This is a genomic window from Paenibacillus sp. GCM10027626, assembly GCF_042676285.1.
Lineage (GTDB): Bacteria > Bacillota > Bacilli > Paenibacillales > Paenibacillaceae > Paenibacillus_Z.
Genome location: NZ_JBHTHC010000001.1, coordinates 736,207 through 752,021, shown reverse-complemented (window position 1 = coordinate 752,021; position 15,815 = coordinate 736,207). Strand labels below are relative to the sequence as shown.

General features: G+C 45.3%; 15 protein-coding genes, 1 pseudogene and 1 other annotated feature. Of the genes and pseudogenes, 5 read left to right on the top strand and 11 right to left on the bottom strand.

Annotation, left to right across the window (positions count from 1 at the left end; genetic code table 11):
• Positions 1 to 332 (top strand): annotated as a pseudogene (locus tag ACFQ0N_RS03605) (transposase); the annotation flags it as partial.
• 112 nt (positions 333 to 444) lie between these two features.
• On the opposite strand, the gene ACFQ0N_RS03600 reads toward ACFQ0N_RS03605, so the two are convergent.
• Positions 445 to 876 carry a hypothetical protein gene (locus ACFQ0N_RS03600; protein ID WP_379322968.1) on the bottom strand — a complete coding sequence of 144 codons (432 nt, stop codon included), beginning with the start codon at positions 874 to 876 and terminating at the stop codon, positions 445 to 447.
• A 272-nt stretch (positions 877 to 1,148) separates the two neighbouring features.
• On the opposite strand from ACFQ0N_RS03600, the gene ACFQ0N_RS03595 reads away from it, so the two are divergent.
• The 4 genes from ACFQ0N_RS03595 (at position 1,149) to ACFQ0N_RS03580 (ending at position 5,726) form a co-directional block, all read left to right on the top strand.
• Positions 1,149 to 1,631 (top strand): SRPBCC domain-containing protein, encoded by a 483-nt coding sequence (locus ACFQ0N_RS03595; protein ID WP_379322967.1) that lies wholly within the window; start codon positions 1,149 to 1,151, stop codon positions 1,629 to 1,631.
• A gap of 368 nt (positions 1,632 to 1,999) precedes the next feature.
• The gene (locus ACFQ0N_RS03590; RefSeq protein WP_379322966.1) at positions 2,000 to 2,518 is read left to right on the top strand and encodes a hypothetical protein; all 519 of its coding nucleotides are present in this window, start codon (positions 2,000 to 2,002) and stop codon (positions 2,516 to 2,518) included.
• Positions 2,519 to 2,959: 441 nt separating this feature from the next.
• Entirely contained in the window at positions 2,960 to 3,304 is a 345-nt protein-coding gene (locus ACFQ0N_RS03585; protein WP_379322965.1) for a hypothetical protein, read from the top strand.
• A 197-nt stretch (positions 3,305 to 3,501) separates the two neighbouring features.
• Positions 3,502 to 3,745: a binding site (T-box leader), on the top strand.
• 109 nt (positions 3,746 to 3,854) lie between these two features.
• Positions 3,855 to 5,726 (top strand): alanine--tRNA ligase, encoded by a 1,872-nt coding sequence (locus ACFQ0N_RS03580; protein WP_379322964.1) that lies wholly within the window; start codon positions 3,855 to 3,857, stop codon positions 5,724 to 5,726.
• 395 nt (positions 5,727 to 6,121) lie between these two features.
• Here the strand turns inward: ACFQ0N_RS03580 and ACFQ0N_RS03575 are convergent, their stop codons facing one another.
• From ACFQ0N_RS03575 to ACFQ0N_RS03530, 10 genes are all read right to left on the bottom strand, one after another.
• Positions 6,122 to 7,018 (bottom strand): hypothetical protein, encoded by an 897-nt coding sequence (locus ACFQ0N_RS03575; protein ID WP_379322963.1) that lies wholly within the window; start codon positions 7,016 to 7,018, stop codon positions 6,122 to 6,124.
• A complete protein-coding gene (locus ACFQ0N_RS03570) occupies positions 7,015 to 7,551 on the bottom strand; it encodes an RNA polymerase sigma factor (RefSeq protein ID WP_379322962.1) in 537 nt (178 codons plus the stop codon). The genes ACFQ0N_RS03575 and ACFQ0N_RS03570 overlap by 4 nt, the downstream gene beginning before the upstream one ends.
• Positions 7,552 to 8,084: 533 nt before the next feature.
• The gene (locus tag ACFQ0N_RS03565) at positions 8,085 to 9,386 is read right to left on the bottom strand and encodes a pyrimidine-nucleoside phosphorylase (RefSeq protein ID WP_379322961.1); all 1,302 of its coding nucleotides are present in this window, start codon (positions 9,384 to 9,386) and stop codon (positions 8,085 to 8,087) included.
• Between the two features lie 75 nt (positions 9,387 to 9,461).
• Entirely contained in the window at positions 9,462 to 10,169 is a 708-nt protein-coding gene (gene deoD, locus ACFQ0N_RS03560) for a purine-nucleoside phosphorylase (RefSeq protein ID WP_379322960.1), read from the bottom strand.
• Positions 10,170 to 10,192: 23 nt separating this feature from the next.
• The gene (gene deoB, locus ACFQ0N_RS03555; protein WP_379322959.1) at positions 10,193 to 11,371 is read right to left on the bottom strand and encodes a phosphopentomutase; all 1,179 of its coding nucleotides are present in this window, start codon (positions 11,369 to 11,371) and stop codon (positions 10,193 to 10,195) included.
• Between the two features lie 60 nt (positions 11,372 to 11,431).
• Positions 11,432 to 12,610 (bottom strand): NupC/NupG family nucleoside CNT transporter, encoded by a 1,179-nt coding sequence (locus tag ACFQ0N_RS03550; protein WP_379322958.1) that lies wholly within the window; start codon positions 12,608 to 12,610, stop codon positions 11,432 to 11,434.
• 123 nt (positions 12,611 to 12,733) lie between these two features.
• A complete protein-coding gene (locus ACFQ0N_RS03545) occupies positions 12,734 to 13,129 on the bottom strand; it encodes a cytidine deaminase (RefSeq protein ID WP_379322957.1) in 396 nt (131 codons plus the stop codon).
• 22 nt (positions 13,130 to 13,151) lie between these two features.
• Positions 13,152 to 13,817, bottom strand: coding sequence for a deoxyribose-phosphate aldolase (gene deoC / locus ACFQ0N_RS03540; RefSeq protein WP_379322956.1), 666 nt, complete (start codon positions 13,815 to 13,817; stop codon positions 13,152 to 13,154).
• A gap of 239 nt (positions 13,818 to 14,056) precedes the next feature.
• Positions 14,057 to 14,995 (bottom strand): DNA-binding transcriptional repressor DeoR, encoded by a 939-nt coding sequence (locus tag ACFQ0N_RS03535; RefSeq protein ID WP_379322955.1) that lies wholly within the window; start codon positions 14,993 to 14,995, stop codon positions 14,057 to 14,059.
• A gap of 122 nt (positions 14,996 to 15,117) precedes the next feature.
• Positions 15,118 to 15,792, bottom strand: coding sequence for an SIMPL domain-containing protein (locus tag ACFQ0N_RS03530; protein WP_379322954.1), 675 nt, complete (start codon positions 15,790 to 15,792; stop codon positions 15,118 to 15,120).
• Positions 15,793 to 15,815 lie beyond the last annotated feature (23 nt).

The following is a 15,815-nucleotide window of genomic DNA, read 5'->3' as shown; positions in this document are numbered from 1 at the left end:
CGAGTCCATGATCCGCGATTACCAAGCGATTCAAAAAACGTGGTTTCTCCGCGGCAAGCAGCGTATCATCCAAACCACAGGCAAACATCGCGGTGTAAAGCTTCTTGCAACCGTCGATTACGCAACAAGATCGACTTGAACTTGTATTCTTGCCTCCATACAGCCCGAAACTCAATATTGTCGAAGGGTTATGGAAATGGCTCAAATCGGATGTCATTAACAACGTTTTTTACCACACAGTCGCAGAGATTCGCACCAACGTGCAACAATTCATGGATGAGATAATGAGAACCCCTTTGACCATCATCGACCGTCTTTGTGTTAGGTTTTAATCAGAACATTCAATAGTTCAACTTATATATCTTAGTAGACAATAAATTCAGTTGCCAAAAAGAGAGAGGTTAACAGGGAAGAAATATTGAACTTCAACCCCTCGACCAACTTTCAATCTTCGAGAGTAATAAGCTGTTTGAACTGTTCAGTAGAATTATTCATTCTTTTAAAGACCCGAATATCTTTCCTGCTTACGTATAAGGGTTTAGCTTTATCATCTGGGGATTCGAAATAGATAAGGTAGTCCATTTGCATACCGGCTACGACACCTTTATCTACATCCAAATTTTCATCAGCGATCAGGATATCGGTGATCTTGGCTTTATGCAAGGTGAAAATGCGGTCATCCTCAAAAAAATCCGGATCAAATATAGATTCGTGAAGAACCTTTGCTGGATTATAATCTATTGTTGCATTTTCTTGATTCTGTGAAACATTCTCTATGGTAGAACTAGACTCTCCAACTGATGTCGTGTCATTCTTACTGCATCCCACGGTAAGAAGAATGAAAACTGCTAGTAGTAGAACTACGAGCCTTTTCATAAACTTCTCCTTTCTTGTGAATGTATAGAAATTGACGCTTTTGAAGGACTACATGTTTCATCTTACCTGAAACATAAAACAAGGAACGTTAGTAACGCTATCCTGCCCGTCAATGATCAGAAGCAAGTCGCCGCTACAACACAATTTAGCGTTTTGTGATAGAATCAGGATGGAACACAATTAATAACGTACGTTTTTCGCGTTCTGCTGACTCTATCCCAGTCACAACATCAAGTTAAGTAAGTAACCAGATCACCAGAAGGCAATAATGAATGGAAGGGAACAGAATGGATTATAGTGCTCGAGCGGTACTCCGGATAGTGAAACCAATTTCTGAAGTCTTTGAAGCCGTCGTAAATCCTGTTAAACTTTGTCACTATTTTACGGATTACGCAAGCGGTCGGCTAGAACCTAACAGAATCGTCCAGTGGCGCTTTGATGAGTATGAATCGACACCAAAAGTCCAGGTAATTGAAGTTATCCCTGAAGAGAAGATCGTTTTTTTGTGGCCAGGGAGCGGAGTAGAAGGCATGGTAACCATGCGATTTGAAGCAGAGAATGATTCCACTAAGCTTTCCATTGTAGAAGAAGGGCTCGGAATGGGAGTGGATGGTTTTGAGCGATCCCGTGGACAAACGTTTGGCTGGACCTTCATGCTATGTTGTCTAAAAGCATATATGGAATATGGTATAAATCTCCGTAAAAGCGGTATGGGTGATATTAGGGAGGTCGATCAAGGACCCTACTGCCAGTAAAATCTTATGGACGATTCGGTTAAGAATCTTGGAAATACAACTTTGACCTTTGACTGTAGTTGTAACTAATCAGAAGCTGCCTGCCACTGCCCTGCGTCAGTTATCTAAACAAATACATACATCGATGGCAAGGGCTATATATCCATTTCACACCTTCAAATATTCGCCCGTCCCCGATTGTGTAGCGATCTCGAACACTACTGTGTAAGCGTCAAATCCTGCACACCTATTAAGTATACCTATCTTGCGGGCTTGTAAGAGCCGGTGTCGGCCTGTATACTAGGGATAATAGAAGGATGGAAATTCTTATGATATGGAGAATTAAATCAAAGAGCAATTTTCAAACAGATTTCAAGGAGGGATAGGCTATGACCGCACGATCCGGGCAGGCGTTCGAGACCGGACAGGTGCTATCCGATGTCGAAGCTCTGCTAACCCAGCCCATACCGACGGCCGGTCCGACGGTCAGTGAGGGAGAGACTGACACGGGGGAGTGGACCGTAACCAGGGGTGAAGGCTTCCTGATCATCCCACTCTGGGAGAGTGATAACCTCACGGGGCTCTACGAGCCCGAGTGGAACAAGGCGGTGGAGACCGCCGAGGAGCATCTGACGGATCTCGTACGGGAATTGGACCACCGATGGGGTACTCACCGGAAGGTGGCCATGCATGTGCCGCTGTTCCGGAAGCAAGCGGGCGAGCCTTTGTCCCCACTGTTCCAGGCGCTGTTGGATAAGGACTGCTACGGCGATCTTGCGGTGTGGGGGCCGGTATCCGCCCGCCGATGGGTCGCAGTCTCCGTCGGCCACAGCGACGGAGACGCCCCGATGATCATGGTGGCCGCCGTCTGCGACCGGCCGATTACCGAACTGGAGCAGCAGCCATAAGCGTGAGCAGAATTATTATAGCCTCACGCCGTCACACGAGAGAAAGGCTGGCATAAAGGTTTACACGCGTATAGAATTTGTAATTGACATGACGTACTTCTGATTGTAAGCCGCGACCTAACCTAGCCTTCAGTTTGTTTCAAACTGAGGGCTATTTGACGCTTACACTACTGTATAAGGCTGCTAACCATCCTCAGTAGACCGCCAAGACGATCCAGCTTGAAGTATACCAGCACTTTTCGACCTCCGAATTTGACACGTCTATAGTTGAGTTGGATTCGGTCCCCTCAAACTCTATCGTTGTGCGGAAATGAAGTGGTACTGGTCGCTTGATATATTCTTGTCTGATATGACTGCTGTGTGATAAAAGTGTTAGTCCGCCAATAAAAAATTACATTTTCAGGTTTCCCTAAGGGCAGGGAAGAGCCAGAGAACTATTATTTGCCGGAAGAAGTCTTTAAATTTATGTCAGAAATTCTAAAAATGCTAAAGGAATCCTATAAGTCTGATTCCATTCCAGAGGTCGAGTATGATGTTGAAAGCAGAAAACATCTAATGCCGCCGAAAAGATATATTTTTCAGTACCAATCGAGACACATTAACGTTATATCTCTTAATGCAATCATTCGTTTTCTTTTGCATGGTATTATAATTCAATCTGCCGAAGGCAATCAAGTTGTTTTGAAAGCTCATCTGTTGAGACATGCATTTGCGACCCATGCGGTTCAAACGGAAAAAAATACCGGTCGACATTGTGAAAACGCTGCTCCACCAATAGGGCATTGAGGTGACTTCATACTATTCTGCACCCACAGCTCAACAGGTTTGTTGGGGAGAATTATAATTTGGCTAAAGTCAGAGGATGCGAAGCAACCGAATTGCCAAAGCTGATGGTAGAATCGACAGACTTATACCTTATAAAAAATAGTGGAATTAAATTGACGGAGCAAGTTGAGTGTGATAGCATTGGTTTAACTTAAAACGAAAAGGCTATGATGAGAAATAGTAGCTATTAGGGATCTCACAGAGAGAAGATGGTTGGTGCGAATCTTCATTGATCTAATAGTGAAGCAGTCTCGGAGCTGTGAACCGAACAGAGGAATCTTAGTAGGCTTCAACGGAGTTCCACCGTTATTCAGGAAACAATATCGGAGATATCCCGTATTGATAGAGTGCAGAGAAATCTGAAATTAGGTGGTAACACGGACATAATAGTTCGCCCTAAGTTGACAAGAAATATGTCAGCTCAGGGCTTTTTTGTTTTATTTCTTCTCGTTTGAATATTTGCAAAATAATTTTCCGAGAATAAATAATAATTGAAATGGAGGTATTGAGCATGGTGAAAATGACACCAGATGAGTTAAGAAAATCATATATTGATTTTATGAAAGGAATAGGGGCTAGCCAAGTGCCCTCTTCTAGCTTGTTACCAGAAAATGATCCCTCAACGTTGTTTACAGGAAGTGGAATGCAACCTATGGTTCCATATTTATTGGGGGAAAAGCATCCGATAGGTAATGAGATTGCTAATATTCAGAAGTGTTTAAGGACAGTGGATATTGATGAAGTAGGAGATACGTCGCATCTGACATTTTTTGAAATGATAGGTCGATGGGAGTTTAAAGCAAATGAAAATAACTATAAGAAAAAGCAAATCGATGCCATTTGGAATTGGCATATTATCGAATTAGGAATTGATCCTGGCAGGCTGTATATCAGTGCTTTTATAGGAAGTGATGATTTGAATATACAGAAAGATACGGAAGCCATTCAAATCTGGTCAGAAAAATTTAAATCAGTTGGTATAGAACCTATCATTGAAGATGATCCCTATCAATATGGGGCATCTAGAGGTGGAAAAATATTCTTATACGATGAAAAAGAAAATTGGTGGAGTCGAGCCGGAAGTCCATTGGATATGCCTGTTGGTGAACCGGGTGGGCCTGATAGTGAAATGTTCTATGATCTTGAACCAGGCGGTGATTCACTGGATCATCCTGCTTCTGTAAGCGAGAGGTTTTTAGAAATTGGGAACAACGTATTTATGTGTTACAAAAAAGAAGACACAGGATTTGTAAAAATGCAAAATCCCAATATTGATTATGGAGGCGGATTAGAAAGGGTTGCAACAGCCCTTAATGGTGACAAGGATATTTATAATACGGCTTTCTTCCTTAATCCCAAGAAAAAATTGATGGAGTTAAGTGGTAAACAATATAATGACGATTTAAAGTCGTTTAGAATCATACTTGATCATGTGAGAGCGGCTACTTTTCTAATTAATGATGGTGCGGAGCCAGCTAATAGTGATGCAGGGTATATAACAAGAAGGTTATTAAGAAGGGCGATTCGTGCAGGTAAAAAAATAGGTATACAAGGAAGTTTTGTGGGTGAGTTGTCTGAAGTTTATATAGATGAAGCAACAGCTTATGAAGATTTGATCGGTAATAAAAAGAAAGTTATCGAAATAGTAAATAAGGAAGAAAATCTTTTCTATAGAACTTTACAGCAAGGAGAATTTGAAATACAAAAACATCTTAAGAATAAGGGTAAAGTTACAGGTGCAGATGCCTTTTATTTTTACGAAACATATGGGTTTCCCTTGGAGTTGACGGAAGAGTTTCTAACTGAAAGTGGATATAGCATGGAGGACAAGGCGTCTTATATAGAGGCGGCAAAGAAACATGCTGAAAAGAGCAGAACTGCTTCTGCGGGTAAATTTAAAGGTGGATTAGCTGAACATTCAACAGAAACAACAGCGCTGCACACGGTATCTCATTTATTACTTGCTGGTTTAAGGGAAGTTTTAGGTGATCATGTTCATCAACAAGGAAGTAATATTACTTCAGAACGATTACGGTTTGACTTCAACCATGATGAAAAACTTACGCCAGAGCAAATAGCTGAGGTGGAAAAGTATGTGAATGATGCGATTTCATCAAAAGCAGTTACCTATATTTCAGAGATGCCTAAAATTGAAGCGAAAGAAAGTAATGTTGAAGGGAATTTTTGGGATAAATATCCGGATATCGTTAAGGTGTATACAATCAAAGATAACGAAGGGAAAGTTTGGAGTCGAGAAGTATGTGGAGGACCTCATGTAGAAGATACAACAAACTTAGGAAAGTTCAGTATTAAAAAAGAACAATCTTCTGCTGCTGGAGTTAGAAGGATTAAAGGAGTAATTAATAAAAACGCGGAACAATAGCTGATGTTTTAGGATTGCCATTTGTAACAACGTTATGAGTTGCTGGGAATCCAGGATGAATGATAAATCCGAGGGTTTGACATCGCTTGGCCTTTCCGTTGGCGGTACCGGAGCACAGTATTCAAAGAAAAAGCAATTCGGATTAAATCCGAATTGCTTTTTTACTGCAAGAAAGGGGAACTTATAAAAAAACAGAACGAAAAATCGAGCTATATGGTGTATGACACTAAATGAAAATTCAGTAGTTACTAGGCATTAAATCGATTTATATACATATGTACAAAATACGGGTTTTGTGAAAAAGTATAACTGAACACAAAGGTTAATTAATGATTGTACTTCAAGACTCGCAATTAAAGTTTTTCTCGCTCATCCCAAGATTCGCAGTTAATTAATTATCTCAATATTCCCTCTGCTGATGGCTGTTTATCAATTACAAAAGAATCGATAATTTTTTTCATCTCTGAGGATGGAATGTTTCCGGAAATTGTGTAGAACAAATTGTCATGTACAAAAACAGTAATCTTATCTGTGGTATTGTTTGCTGCATATATCAATAGCCTTTCCTCACCCGATTCGACTTGGAACGTGTTTGTTAAAAGGTATGCTGTAATACCATTCACTGGGCTTATATATTTTTCTTCATAATCATAGATATCCCAGTTGTCAGTTCCATAATTTATGCTTCCTCCAGTGAAAAATAAAACTCTCATCGATACGGGAGACTTGTAGATACTGTCATGATCTGTACTGTAAGAGAGTTGTCTATCACCGTTATCCAGAATGGTTTCACTGAAGTTTTTCAAATCCCCAATGAACAAATCACCTAATAAAAGCTGTGCGATATTTCGTTCTTCGAAGTATAAGAAAGGAACCTGTCTCTGAATAGCAGATTCATAACTCATTGTGTTTTGTAATAGCTTTATCCTTAGTTCGTCTTCTGCGGCATTGATATCGGTATAATGCTTCGATCCAACTCTGTTCGGCTGACTGCCGATCCATGTGAGACCTTTCACCTCAACCGGTACCATTTCCAGATTGTCATCGATAACCAAGATTTCGTTATTTAGTGATATTTGAATGTTCCTGTATACATTTTCAGCCATAGCTGCAATCTCATGAAATTGTACAGTACCAATGATTACAACTAGTAAAGCGACTACCGCCGAGATCTTCATGTGCCGTTTACGATTTTGCCTGCGAGTTCGAATCTGATGTAATACATTTTGCCTAATATTTATTTCTGGGGGGTTAATTTCTTCCAATTGTTTTCGGATGATTTCCATATTCATTGCACACACTCCTCTGTCGTATAACATATCCTATGTTCTACCTTCTTTGCGAGGTTGCTTCTCAGCCGTTCGAATCGTTTCCTAAGTGTTGATTCGGATACGTTTAATATCTGTGACAGTTCTTTGTATGATCTTGCATCCAAAACCCTGCCGTAAAGCAATGCTCTGTCTGCCACTGATAAAGACAATAATATACTGTAGAGAGGCTCAGAAATGTAACTTTCTTGAGTAGCGCTTATCTTTGCACTCGCTTTCAAGAGTTTAAATCTGCGTCTCCGTCTTCTCATCGCATCAAGGGCCGTTGTATATGCAATGCGATACAACCAAGAATTCATCGATGTTCCTAACTGAAAATGTCTTCTTTTTTCGTATGCTTTGATAAAGGTATCTTGTACAATATCCTTTGCCTCTTCTGCATCACACAAAATGGAAACGCAATATCGGAGAAGCGGTTTGCTATAAGTATCGATTACTTCTTCAAGTGCCTCTTCATCTCCGCTAATAAAAGCATGAATTGTTTCCTGTTCCAGCAATTTTGACCCTCCAAACTTGTATTTACTATGTATAACGTTTCATCTGCGACATTTGTGACATCAATCTTTTTTATTTTCCATATGGGCATTTGAGTTCTGGCAGTTCACTTGAATGATCCGTACGGAAAGCTCACTACAATCGAATTTAGCTACAACAGCAAAATGTGGAATTGTCGGCCAAACTCAAATGGTATGAGGAACAATTCCGGCTGGCACAGAAGAGGCGCTTTGTTCGGAACTTTGGAGGGATTGAGCTAACGAACCTGATAATCCTTATTCGGCTCAGAATGGGGCTTTTTGGGCTGTAACGAATCTTCCGATCGTTATTCACCGAAAATCGATCACTTTCCCCCCTTTTTTCCATCAATAGCGTGTCTCAGGTTCGTTACACGCAGAGCAAGCCGATTTTTCGGCAAATAGCGTGTCTCAGGTTCGTTAGCGCTATCGATGTACGAAAGTTGAGTTATAAACTTATGTAGTCAAAAAAACCGTCCCCATTACTGGGGAACGGCTTTTGGTATTTGCATCTAAGTTTATTCCGTTACAATATCGTGCACAAGGACAGGCGCTTCGGCATGATCTGAAATGCGGATGCTCGCATAAAGCTTCTCCTTGACGTCATCCACATTTTCGCGATTGGCGTGGATTGTTACAAGGGAATCGCCCTTTTTGACGGAGTCGCCGATCTTCTTGTTCAGCATCAGGCCTACAGCGAGATCAATCTCGGATTCCTTCGTTGCGCGTCCTGCGCCCAGCAGCATCGCTGCCAGGCCGATTTCATCGGCCACCAGCTCTGCAACCACGCCGTCATCCAGTGCGGGAAGCTCAATCTTGAACTGGGCTTGAGGAAGCTTCTCGGGATGTTCCACAACGGATGGATCGCCGCCTTGATTCGCGATGAATGCTTTAAACTTCTCGAGTGCCTTGCCGTTACGAATCACTTCTCTCAGCTTCTCCTCGGCATCCTCGAGCGAATCCGCCTTGTTCGCAAGAAACACCATTTGCCTACCGAGAGCAAGGCAAAGCTCTTCCAGGTCCTTCGGTCCTTCGCCGCGAAGCGTATCGATCGCTTCCTGAACCTCGAGCGAGTTACCGATCGCCACACCGAGCGGCTGGCTCATATCGGAAATTACAGCCATCGTTTTGCGCCCGACGTTATTGCCGATGCTTACCATGGCATGGGCAAGTTCCTTCGCATCTTCGACGGTCTTCATGAACGCTCCGGCGCCGGTTTTCACATCCAGTACGATGGCGTCGGATCCAGCCGCAATCTTCTTGCTCATGATGGAGCTTGCCATCAGCGGGATCGAACCTACGGTTGCGGTTACGTCGCGTAAAGCGTACAGCTGCTTGTCAGCAGGGGTAATATTTCCGGTCGCGCCGATGACGGCGATTTTATGCTTGTTTACGAGATTCACGAATTCGTCCTTGCTGATTTCCACATGGAAGCCTGCGATAGACTCCAATTTATCGATGGTGCCGCCAGTGTGGCCAAGACCTCGTCCGGACATTTTCGCCACCGGAATATCGAGCGCGGCTACAAGCGGAGCCAGAACAAGCGTCGTCGTATCTCCCACACCGCCAGTGGAGTGCTTATCGACCTTAACGCCCTCAATTCCGGACAGATCGATCGTCTCGCCCGAATTCACCATAGCCATAGTCAAATCGGCCTGTTCGCGGTCGGTCATGTCATTTAAGTAGATGGCCATGACAATCGCGCTGACCTGATAATCCGGAATCTCGCCTTTAGTATAACCGCTGATCATAAAGTTGATTTCTTCCGTTGTCAGTTCCTTGCCGTCGCGCTTTTTCGCAATCAAGTCAACCATTCTCATCGTACATTCTCCTCTCTGTTCATGCTTTATTACGCCGCTTCATCGGATCCCGCGCTTTATCAACATGTTAATCACTTACAGGAAGGTCGCCGTATCCAAAGCCACTTCCATCATCTCGTTAAACGTCGTTTGACGCTCTTCCGCAGTCGTTTCCTCGCCTGTCAGCAAATGATCGCTTACCGTTAATATCGTCAGGGCGTTCACCGATTTTCTAGCAGCGATCGTATACAGAGCCGTCGTCTCCATTTCTACACCAAGCACGCCGTGATCCATCAGCTTTTGCACAGCGCTTTTTTCTTCCCGATAGAACACATCGGATGTGAAAATATTGCCCACATGCAGGTTCAAGCCCTTCTCTACGCCGCGTTCGTAAGCCGCCTTCAAGAGCGGGAAGCTGGCTATCGGTGAGAAGTCATAGCCTTGGAAATGGTGCCGGTTCATCCCGGAATCCGTGCAGGCCGCTTGCGCCAAAATCACGTCGCGCACATTCACATGTTTCTGCATGGCACCGCATGTACCGACGCGGAACAAATTCTTCACGCCGTATTCGGAAATCAATTCATTGACGTAAATGCCGATGGACGGCACGCCCATGCCCGTTCCCTGCACGGAAACGCGTTTCCCTTTATACGTCCCGGTAAATCCGAGCATGCCGCGTACCTCGTTGTAGCAGATTACATTCTCCAAGTACGTTTCGGCAATATACTTCGCGCGTAACGGATCACCAGGCAGCAGGATCGATTCTGCAATATCTCCCGGTTTAGCCCCAATGTGTGTACTCATGTTCCATTCCTCCGTATACCGACTTATTTTAATTCTTTTAAAAAGCTGGCGCCGTGCTCGGGCATCGTTACCCCAAAGTTCTCGGCGACCGTTGCCCCAATATCCGCAAAGGTTTTGCGGACCGGCAACTCTTTGCCTTCCTTGAAGCGCGGGGAATAGGCAAGCAGCGGCACAAATTCACGTGTATGGTCGGTCCCTTTGTACGTGGGGTCGTTGCCATGGTCGGCTGTGATAATCAACAGGTCGTCTTCCGCCATCATGCCTAATACCTTCGGCAATCGCGCATCAAATTCCTCCAGCGCCTGGCCGTAACCCTTCGGATCGCGGCGGTGTCCGTAAACGGCATCAAAGTCCACAAGGTTAATAAAGCTAAGGCCTTTAAAATCCTTGTCCATCATGGCAGCAAACTTATCCATGCCATCCATATTGGAAACGGTTCTGACCGCTTCGGTAATTCCTTCCCCATCGTAGATATCTGAGATTTTGCCAAGCGCGATCACGTCAAACCCGGCATCTTTCAGTTCATTCATCGTTGTTCGGCCAAACGGCTTGAGCGCGTAATCGTGACGGTTCGCAGTCCGTTTGAATTCACCCGGCGTTCCAACAAAAGGACGGGCAATGATACGGCCGAGCATGTAAGGATCCTCCAGGGTAATTTCGCGGCAAAACTCGCAAATTTCATATAGCTCTTTTAGCGGAATGATCTCTTCGTGCGCCGCAATCTGCAGGACCGAATCGGCTGAGGTGTACACGATAAGGGCCCCAGTCTCCATATGCTCTTCACCAAGCTCGGCAATGATTTCCGTGCCGCTGGCCGGCTTGTTGCCAATCACCTTGCGGCCCGTTTTTTCTTCGATGCGGGCAATAAGCTCATCCGGGAAGCCTTCCGGAAACACGCGGAACGGAGTTTCGATGTACAGGCCCATGATCTCCCAATGACCGGTCATCGTATCCTTGCCGTTCGACGCCTCTTGCATTTTCGTGAAATATGCACGGGGCTTCTCAGCCTTCGGGATACCCTGGATTTCGCGGATGTTCGACAAGCCCAGCGCGGCCATATTCGGCATATTCAAGCCGCCGCACTCGCGGGCGATATGTCCAAGCGTATCGGAGCCGATGTCATCAAAGGCTGCCGCATCGGGCGCCTCTCCAATGCCGACCGAGTCAAGTACAATGAGGTGAATACGTTTAAATGGTTCCATGTCATTTTTCCCCCGATTCTGAATTAAATTTCGCCAAAAGCCCGCTAATTCCTTTCGGCCTTACAGGAATACGCCTGCGATCGTTGCCGAAAGAACGCTGACCAGCGTAGCGCCGTACAGCAGCTTCAGGCCAAAACGCGCCACCACATTCCCCTGCTTCTCGTTCAAGCCCTTAACGGCGCCAGAAATAATGCCGATTGAGGAAAAGTTCGCAAAGGACACAAGGAATACGGAAACAATGCCAGTCGTACGGGCCGAGAGGTCCGTGAATTTACCAAGGTCAAGCATGGCCACGAATTCGTTCGATACCACCTTCGTCGCCATGATGCTGCCAGCGTCGACTGCTTCTTTCCAAGGCACGCCCATCACAAAAGCAAACGGAGCAAAAATATAACCGAGGAGCTCCTGGAACGAAATGCCGAAAATGCCGTCGAAAATACCGTTGATCAAAGCAATCAATGCGACGAAGCCAAGCAGCATAGCCGCTACCGTAATGGCCACCTTAAAGCCGTCCATAATGTATTCACCGAGCATCTCGAAGAAAGATTGCTTCTCTTCTTCCTGAACTTCAAGCATATCTTCTGCTTTCGGGACTTGGTAAGGGTTGATAATGGAAGCGATGATAAAGCCGCCAAACAGGTTTAGCACCAGCGCTGTTACGACATATCTGGGCTCAATCATCGTCATATATGCACCTACGATGGACATCGACACTGTCGACATCGCGGATGCACAAAGCGTGTACATCCGGTGTTTCGGAAGCAGCGCAATCTGTTTTTTCACCGAGATAAATACCTCGGATTGCCCCAGGATTGCCGAAGCCACCGCATTATAGGATTCCAGCTTGCCCATGCCGTTGATTCTGCTCAAGACGATACCGATATATTTTACAAGGACCGGCAGCACCTTGATGTATTGCAAGATACCAATCAGCGCGGATATGAACACGATCGGGAGCAGCACGTTAAGGAAGAAAGGGGTCGCTCCTTCGTTAACGATTCCGCCGAATACGAAATTAATTCCGGCGCCGGCATACTCCAGCAGGGATTCAAACATTTTCGCTATTCCCTTGACCAGATATTCGCCGATGTTTGTGTTCAGAAGGAAGAAGCCCAGAATGAGCTGCAGTATAATCATCACGGCCAAAGGACGGTAACGGATATTCTTTTTATCGTTGCTAACCAAAAAAGCCATTCCAAAAACGACAAGGACACCCAAGATAGCAATTAAATATTTCATTCGTGTCGGTCCTCCCCATTGTTGAGCAGTGTGTATTTCATTAAGCTGCCTGACAATCTCAGTATTATTCATTAAGCGCTTTCATAGTCGCTAAAAAGAGCAAGGTGCTTGTCCGTCCACTTTTTAATTTTTTTCCATATCCTTCGCTTTAAAGGCTCCCGGCAGCAGCTCCGCCATCGTCCATTCCTCGGTATCCCCGCGAAGGTTGCTCAAGTAAATTTTGGTGTCGCCGTCGCAAAACTCGGCTAAGACCTGACGGCAAGCTCCGCAAGGGGAAATCGGTCCTTCCGTATCCCCGACAACGGCAATTTCCTCGATTTTGCGGTGCCCGTCCGATACCGCTTTGAAGACGGCTGTCCGCTCCGCGCAGTTGCTAAGGCCAAAGGATGCATTCTCCACATTGCATCCCCGGTATACCTTGCCGCCGGCACGGATGGCAGCCCCAACCTGAAACTTGGAATATGGAGCATAAGCCTGCTTTCGGGCTTCCAATGCTTCTTGAACCAGTTCTTCTTTCATAAGTGACGCCTCCTTAACCGGCTTAATAAGATGATTCGGACTGGCCGCCTTCCATAATTTTCACACCAGAGCTTGCGCCGATGCGGTTCGCTCCCGCTTGAATCATGGCATTCATATCTTCCAGGCTGCGTACGCCCCCAGAGGCTTTTACGCCGGCTTTATCTCCTACCGTTTTACGCATCAGCTCGACATCCTTGGGCGTTGCTCCGCCAGTAGAAAAACCGGTTGAGGTTTTAACGAAATCCGCTCCCGCTTGAACAGCCAGTTCGCAAGCACGAACCTTTTCCTCATCCGTCAACAGGCAAGTCTCAATGATGACCTTGACCAGCGCTTTGCCCGCGGCAGCATCGACAACCGCTTTCATATCGTTTAATACTTGCTCATCACGCTTGTCCTTCAGCGCGCCGATGTTAATGACCATATCTACTTCGGTTGCCCCGCCCGCAATCGCATCCTTCGTTTCGAAAGCCTTTACCGCGGATGTGGAAGCCCCCAAAGGGAACCCGATCACGGTACAAACCTTGACGTTGGTACCCGCAAGCTGCTCCGCAGCGTATTTTACCCAAGCCGGGTTCACGCAGACGGAAGCAAACTCGTATTTTTTTGCTTCCTCCGTCAGCTTCGTGATTTCTTCTTCCGTAGCGTTTGCTTTCAGAAGCGTATGATCGATCATTCCGGCTATATTCATATTTATAACAACTCCTTGGCTTCTAGTGTTTTGAAACGCTTTCACCTAATACTTGCCTTGACGAGACCATCATATCACAGACGTGAACAAATGTAAAATGTAATATGAAATTATGTTCAATTCTATGCTAGTCATCTCATGTCCAAAGCGCAAAAAAGACATCGCCGAAAGGAGAAGGCCAAAAATCCTCATCCCCATCATACGATGCCTAAATAAAACAAAAGTATGCAAATATTCGATTATTCATGAAGCAAAGCTTGAGCGGTAAACTGATCGGTGACCAGAACATTGGCATATCTGCCGATTAGAGCCGCCCTGATCGCGTCCGTCTTCCGCTGGCCGCCCGCAACCAGAATTGATTTGTCCTTCCGCCGGAAATCCTCCAGTTCAGCCCCGATGGTCCGGTTGTTGATTTCTGTACTGCAAATATTCCCTTGCGAGTCAAAAAAACGGGAGCATATATCGCCCGCCCCGGTGCTTTGCAGCAGCTTCTGCTCGCTTTCGCTCAGATAGCCCAGTCTAAACAGCAGCGCATCCTCCTTAACCGTCCCAACCGTAAACACCGCGATATTCGCCTGCTTTCCAAGCTGGATAATCCGCTGGATGTGCCGGTCCTCTTCGACCATTTTTTTCAGCTCGATACTGTCGAAAATAACCGGCAGGGGCAGGTATCTCGCAATCGTATTGTAAGCGTCCGCGAATAAATTGACGGTTTCTGCCGCATATGTATTGACATGCGAATGGCTCACCCCGCCTTTCAACTGAACGACCTCCACCCCTCTTACCGGCTTCTGCTGCAGCTGGAGCGCAACGGCATGCATCGTCGTCCCCCAAGTAACGCCGATGATGTCTGCATCCTGCACGATCTGGTGCAAATATTCCGCAGCCGCCTTGCTGATATGTTTTTGGATTTCTCTATATTCATTTAATGGACTGTAAGATATCAATACTTGATCAAGCTTATAGCGCTGCTTGACCCTTTCGCCTAGCGCACCCAGGTCCTCCTGAGGATCGACGATCGTGATTCGGACGTATCCCTGCTCCTTGGCATGCTGCAGGAGACGGGATACGGTCGGACGGGAAACGCCGAGCCTTACGGCGATGTCCTGCTGGCTGAAATCAGACAAATAATAAAGCCGTGCCGCCTCTATGCTTAAACGCTGTTTTTCGAGATCCACGTCAAACCCTACTTTTCTATATGATGAATTGGGTCCATTATACAAGGTTTCGGATTAAATAGCGAGAGAGCAAATCACGGTCTATCCACATATGATGTCGTTCTTCTTTACGACTTTTGCATTTAAATATATGTAAAATTAGCCTTTATCAAGGCGGTAATTTTTAACTCACCCGGCTGAATTGGCGTTGCTGCACTCATCGCATACGATGTAGCAGGGTATGGAATCGGTTCTTGTGTACGGGATATTTCTTGTACAAGGAATGGAGCCGGATGAAGCGTCACGCCTAATGTATTGGCTATAGTTGTTGCCTTGAACAGGCTATTTTTTATAGCTAATGATAATGCATTGCTATAGGCAATTTCCGGATGCGCCAGTGTAAATTGAATGTTCGAAACAGTGTTGGCGCCGTTCTGGACGGCCGTATCCACAATAAGTCCAGTCAGATCGATTTTATCAATTGTTAGTTGTAGCAAATGGGTTACTTTATATCCCCGAAAAATTTGCTTGCCATCTTCATAGTTATATTCGATGTCGATGCTGTAATGCGTCGTTTGAATATTCTCCTTCGGAATCGATAGTTTTAACAATGCCTCGATGATATTGGTAACAGCACTTGCATTTTCTTTCTGAGCCGCTGTCAGGCTAACATTCTCAGTAATCGCGCCAAGAACAATAATAGCTATAGTGGGAGCTGCCGAGACAGTCCCCTCCCCCGTGACTTCAATCGTATTACTACCTCTGGAAAATAAGGGTGAAGTGATTGGACGATTTGGAGACCATGGTTGATCGTACATTTGCCATCCCCCATTCATGCGTA

Excerpts from the sequence above, each read along its gene's own strand:
- ACFQ0N_RS03595 (WP_379322967.1), top strand. The coding sequence starts at position 1,149 with ATGGAAGGGAACAGAATGGATTATAGTGCTCGAGCGGTACTCCGGATA.
- ACFQ0N_RS03545 (WP_379322957.1), bottom strand. The coding sequence starts at position 13,129 with ATGAAAGAAGAACTGGTTCAAGAAGCATTGGAAGCCCGAAAGCAGGCT.
- ACFQ0N_RS03530 (WP_379322954.1), bottom strand. The coding sequence starts at position 15,792 with ATGTACGATCAACCATGGTCTCCAAATCGTCCAATCACTTCACCCTTA.
- ACFQ0N_RS03565 (WP_379322961.1), bottom strand. The coding sequence starts at position 9,386 with ATGAGAATGGTTGACTTGATTGCGAAAAAGCGCGACGGCAAGGAACTG.
- deoC (WP_379322956.1), bottom strand. The coding sequence starts at position 13,817 with ATGAATATAGCCGGAATGATCGATCATACGCTTCTGAAAGCAAACGCT.
- ACFQ0N_RS03590 (WP_379322966.1), top strand. The coding sequence starts at position 2,000 with ATGACCGCACGATCCGGGCAGGCGTTCGAGACCGGACAGGTGCTATCC.
- ACFQ0N_RS03580 (WP_379322964.1), top strand. The coding sequence starts at position 3,855 with ATGGTGAAAATGACACCAGATGAGTTAAGAAAATCATATATTGATTTT.
- deoD (WP_379322960.1), bottom strand. The coding sequence starts at position 10,169 with ATGAGTACACACATTGGGGCTAAACCGGGAGATATTGCAGAATCGATC.
- ACFQ0N_RS03550 (WP_379322958.1), bottom strand. The coding sequence starts at position 12,610 with ATGAAATATTTAATTGCTATCTTGGGTGTCCTTGTCGTTTTTGGAATG.
- deoB (WP_379322959.1), bottom strand. The coding sequence starts at position 11,371 with ATGGAACCATTTAAACGTATTCACCTCATTGTACTTGACTCGGTCGGC.
- ACFQ0N_RS03575 (WP_379322963.1), bottom strand. The coding sequence starts at position 7,018 with ATGAATATGGAAATCATCCGAAAACAATTGGAAGAAATTAACCCCCCA.
- ACFQ0N_RS03600 (WP_379322968.1), bottom strand. The coding sequence starts at position 876 with ATGAAAAGGCTCGTAGTTCTACTACTAGCAGTTTTCATTCTTCTTACC.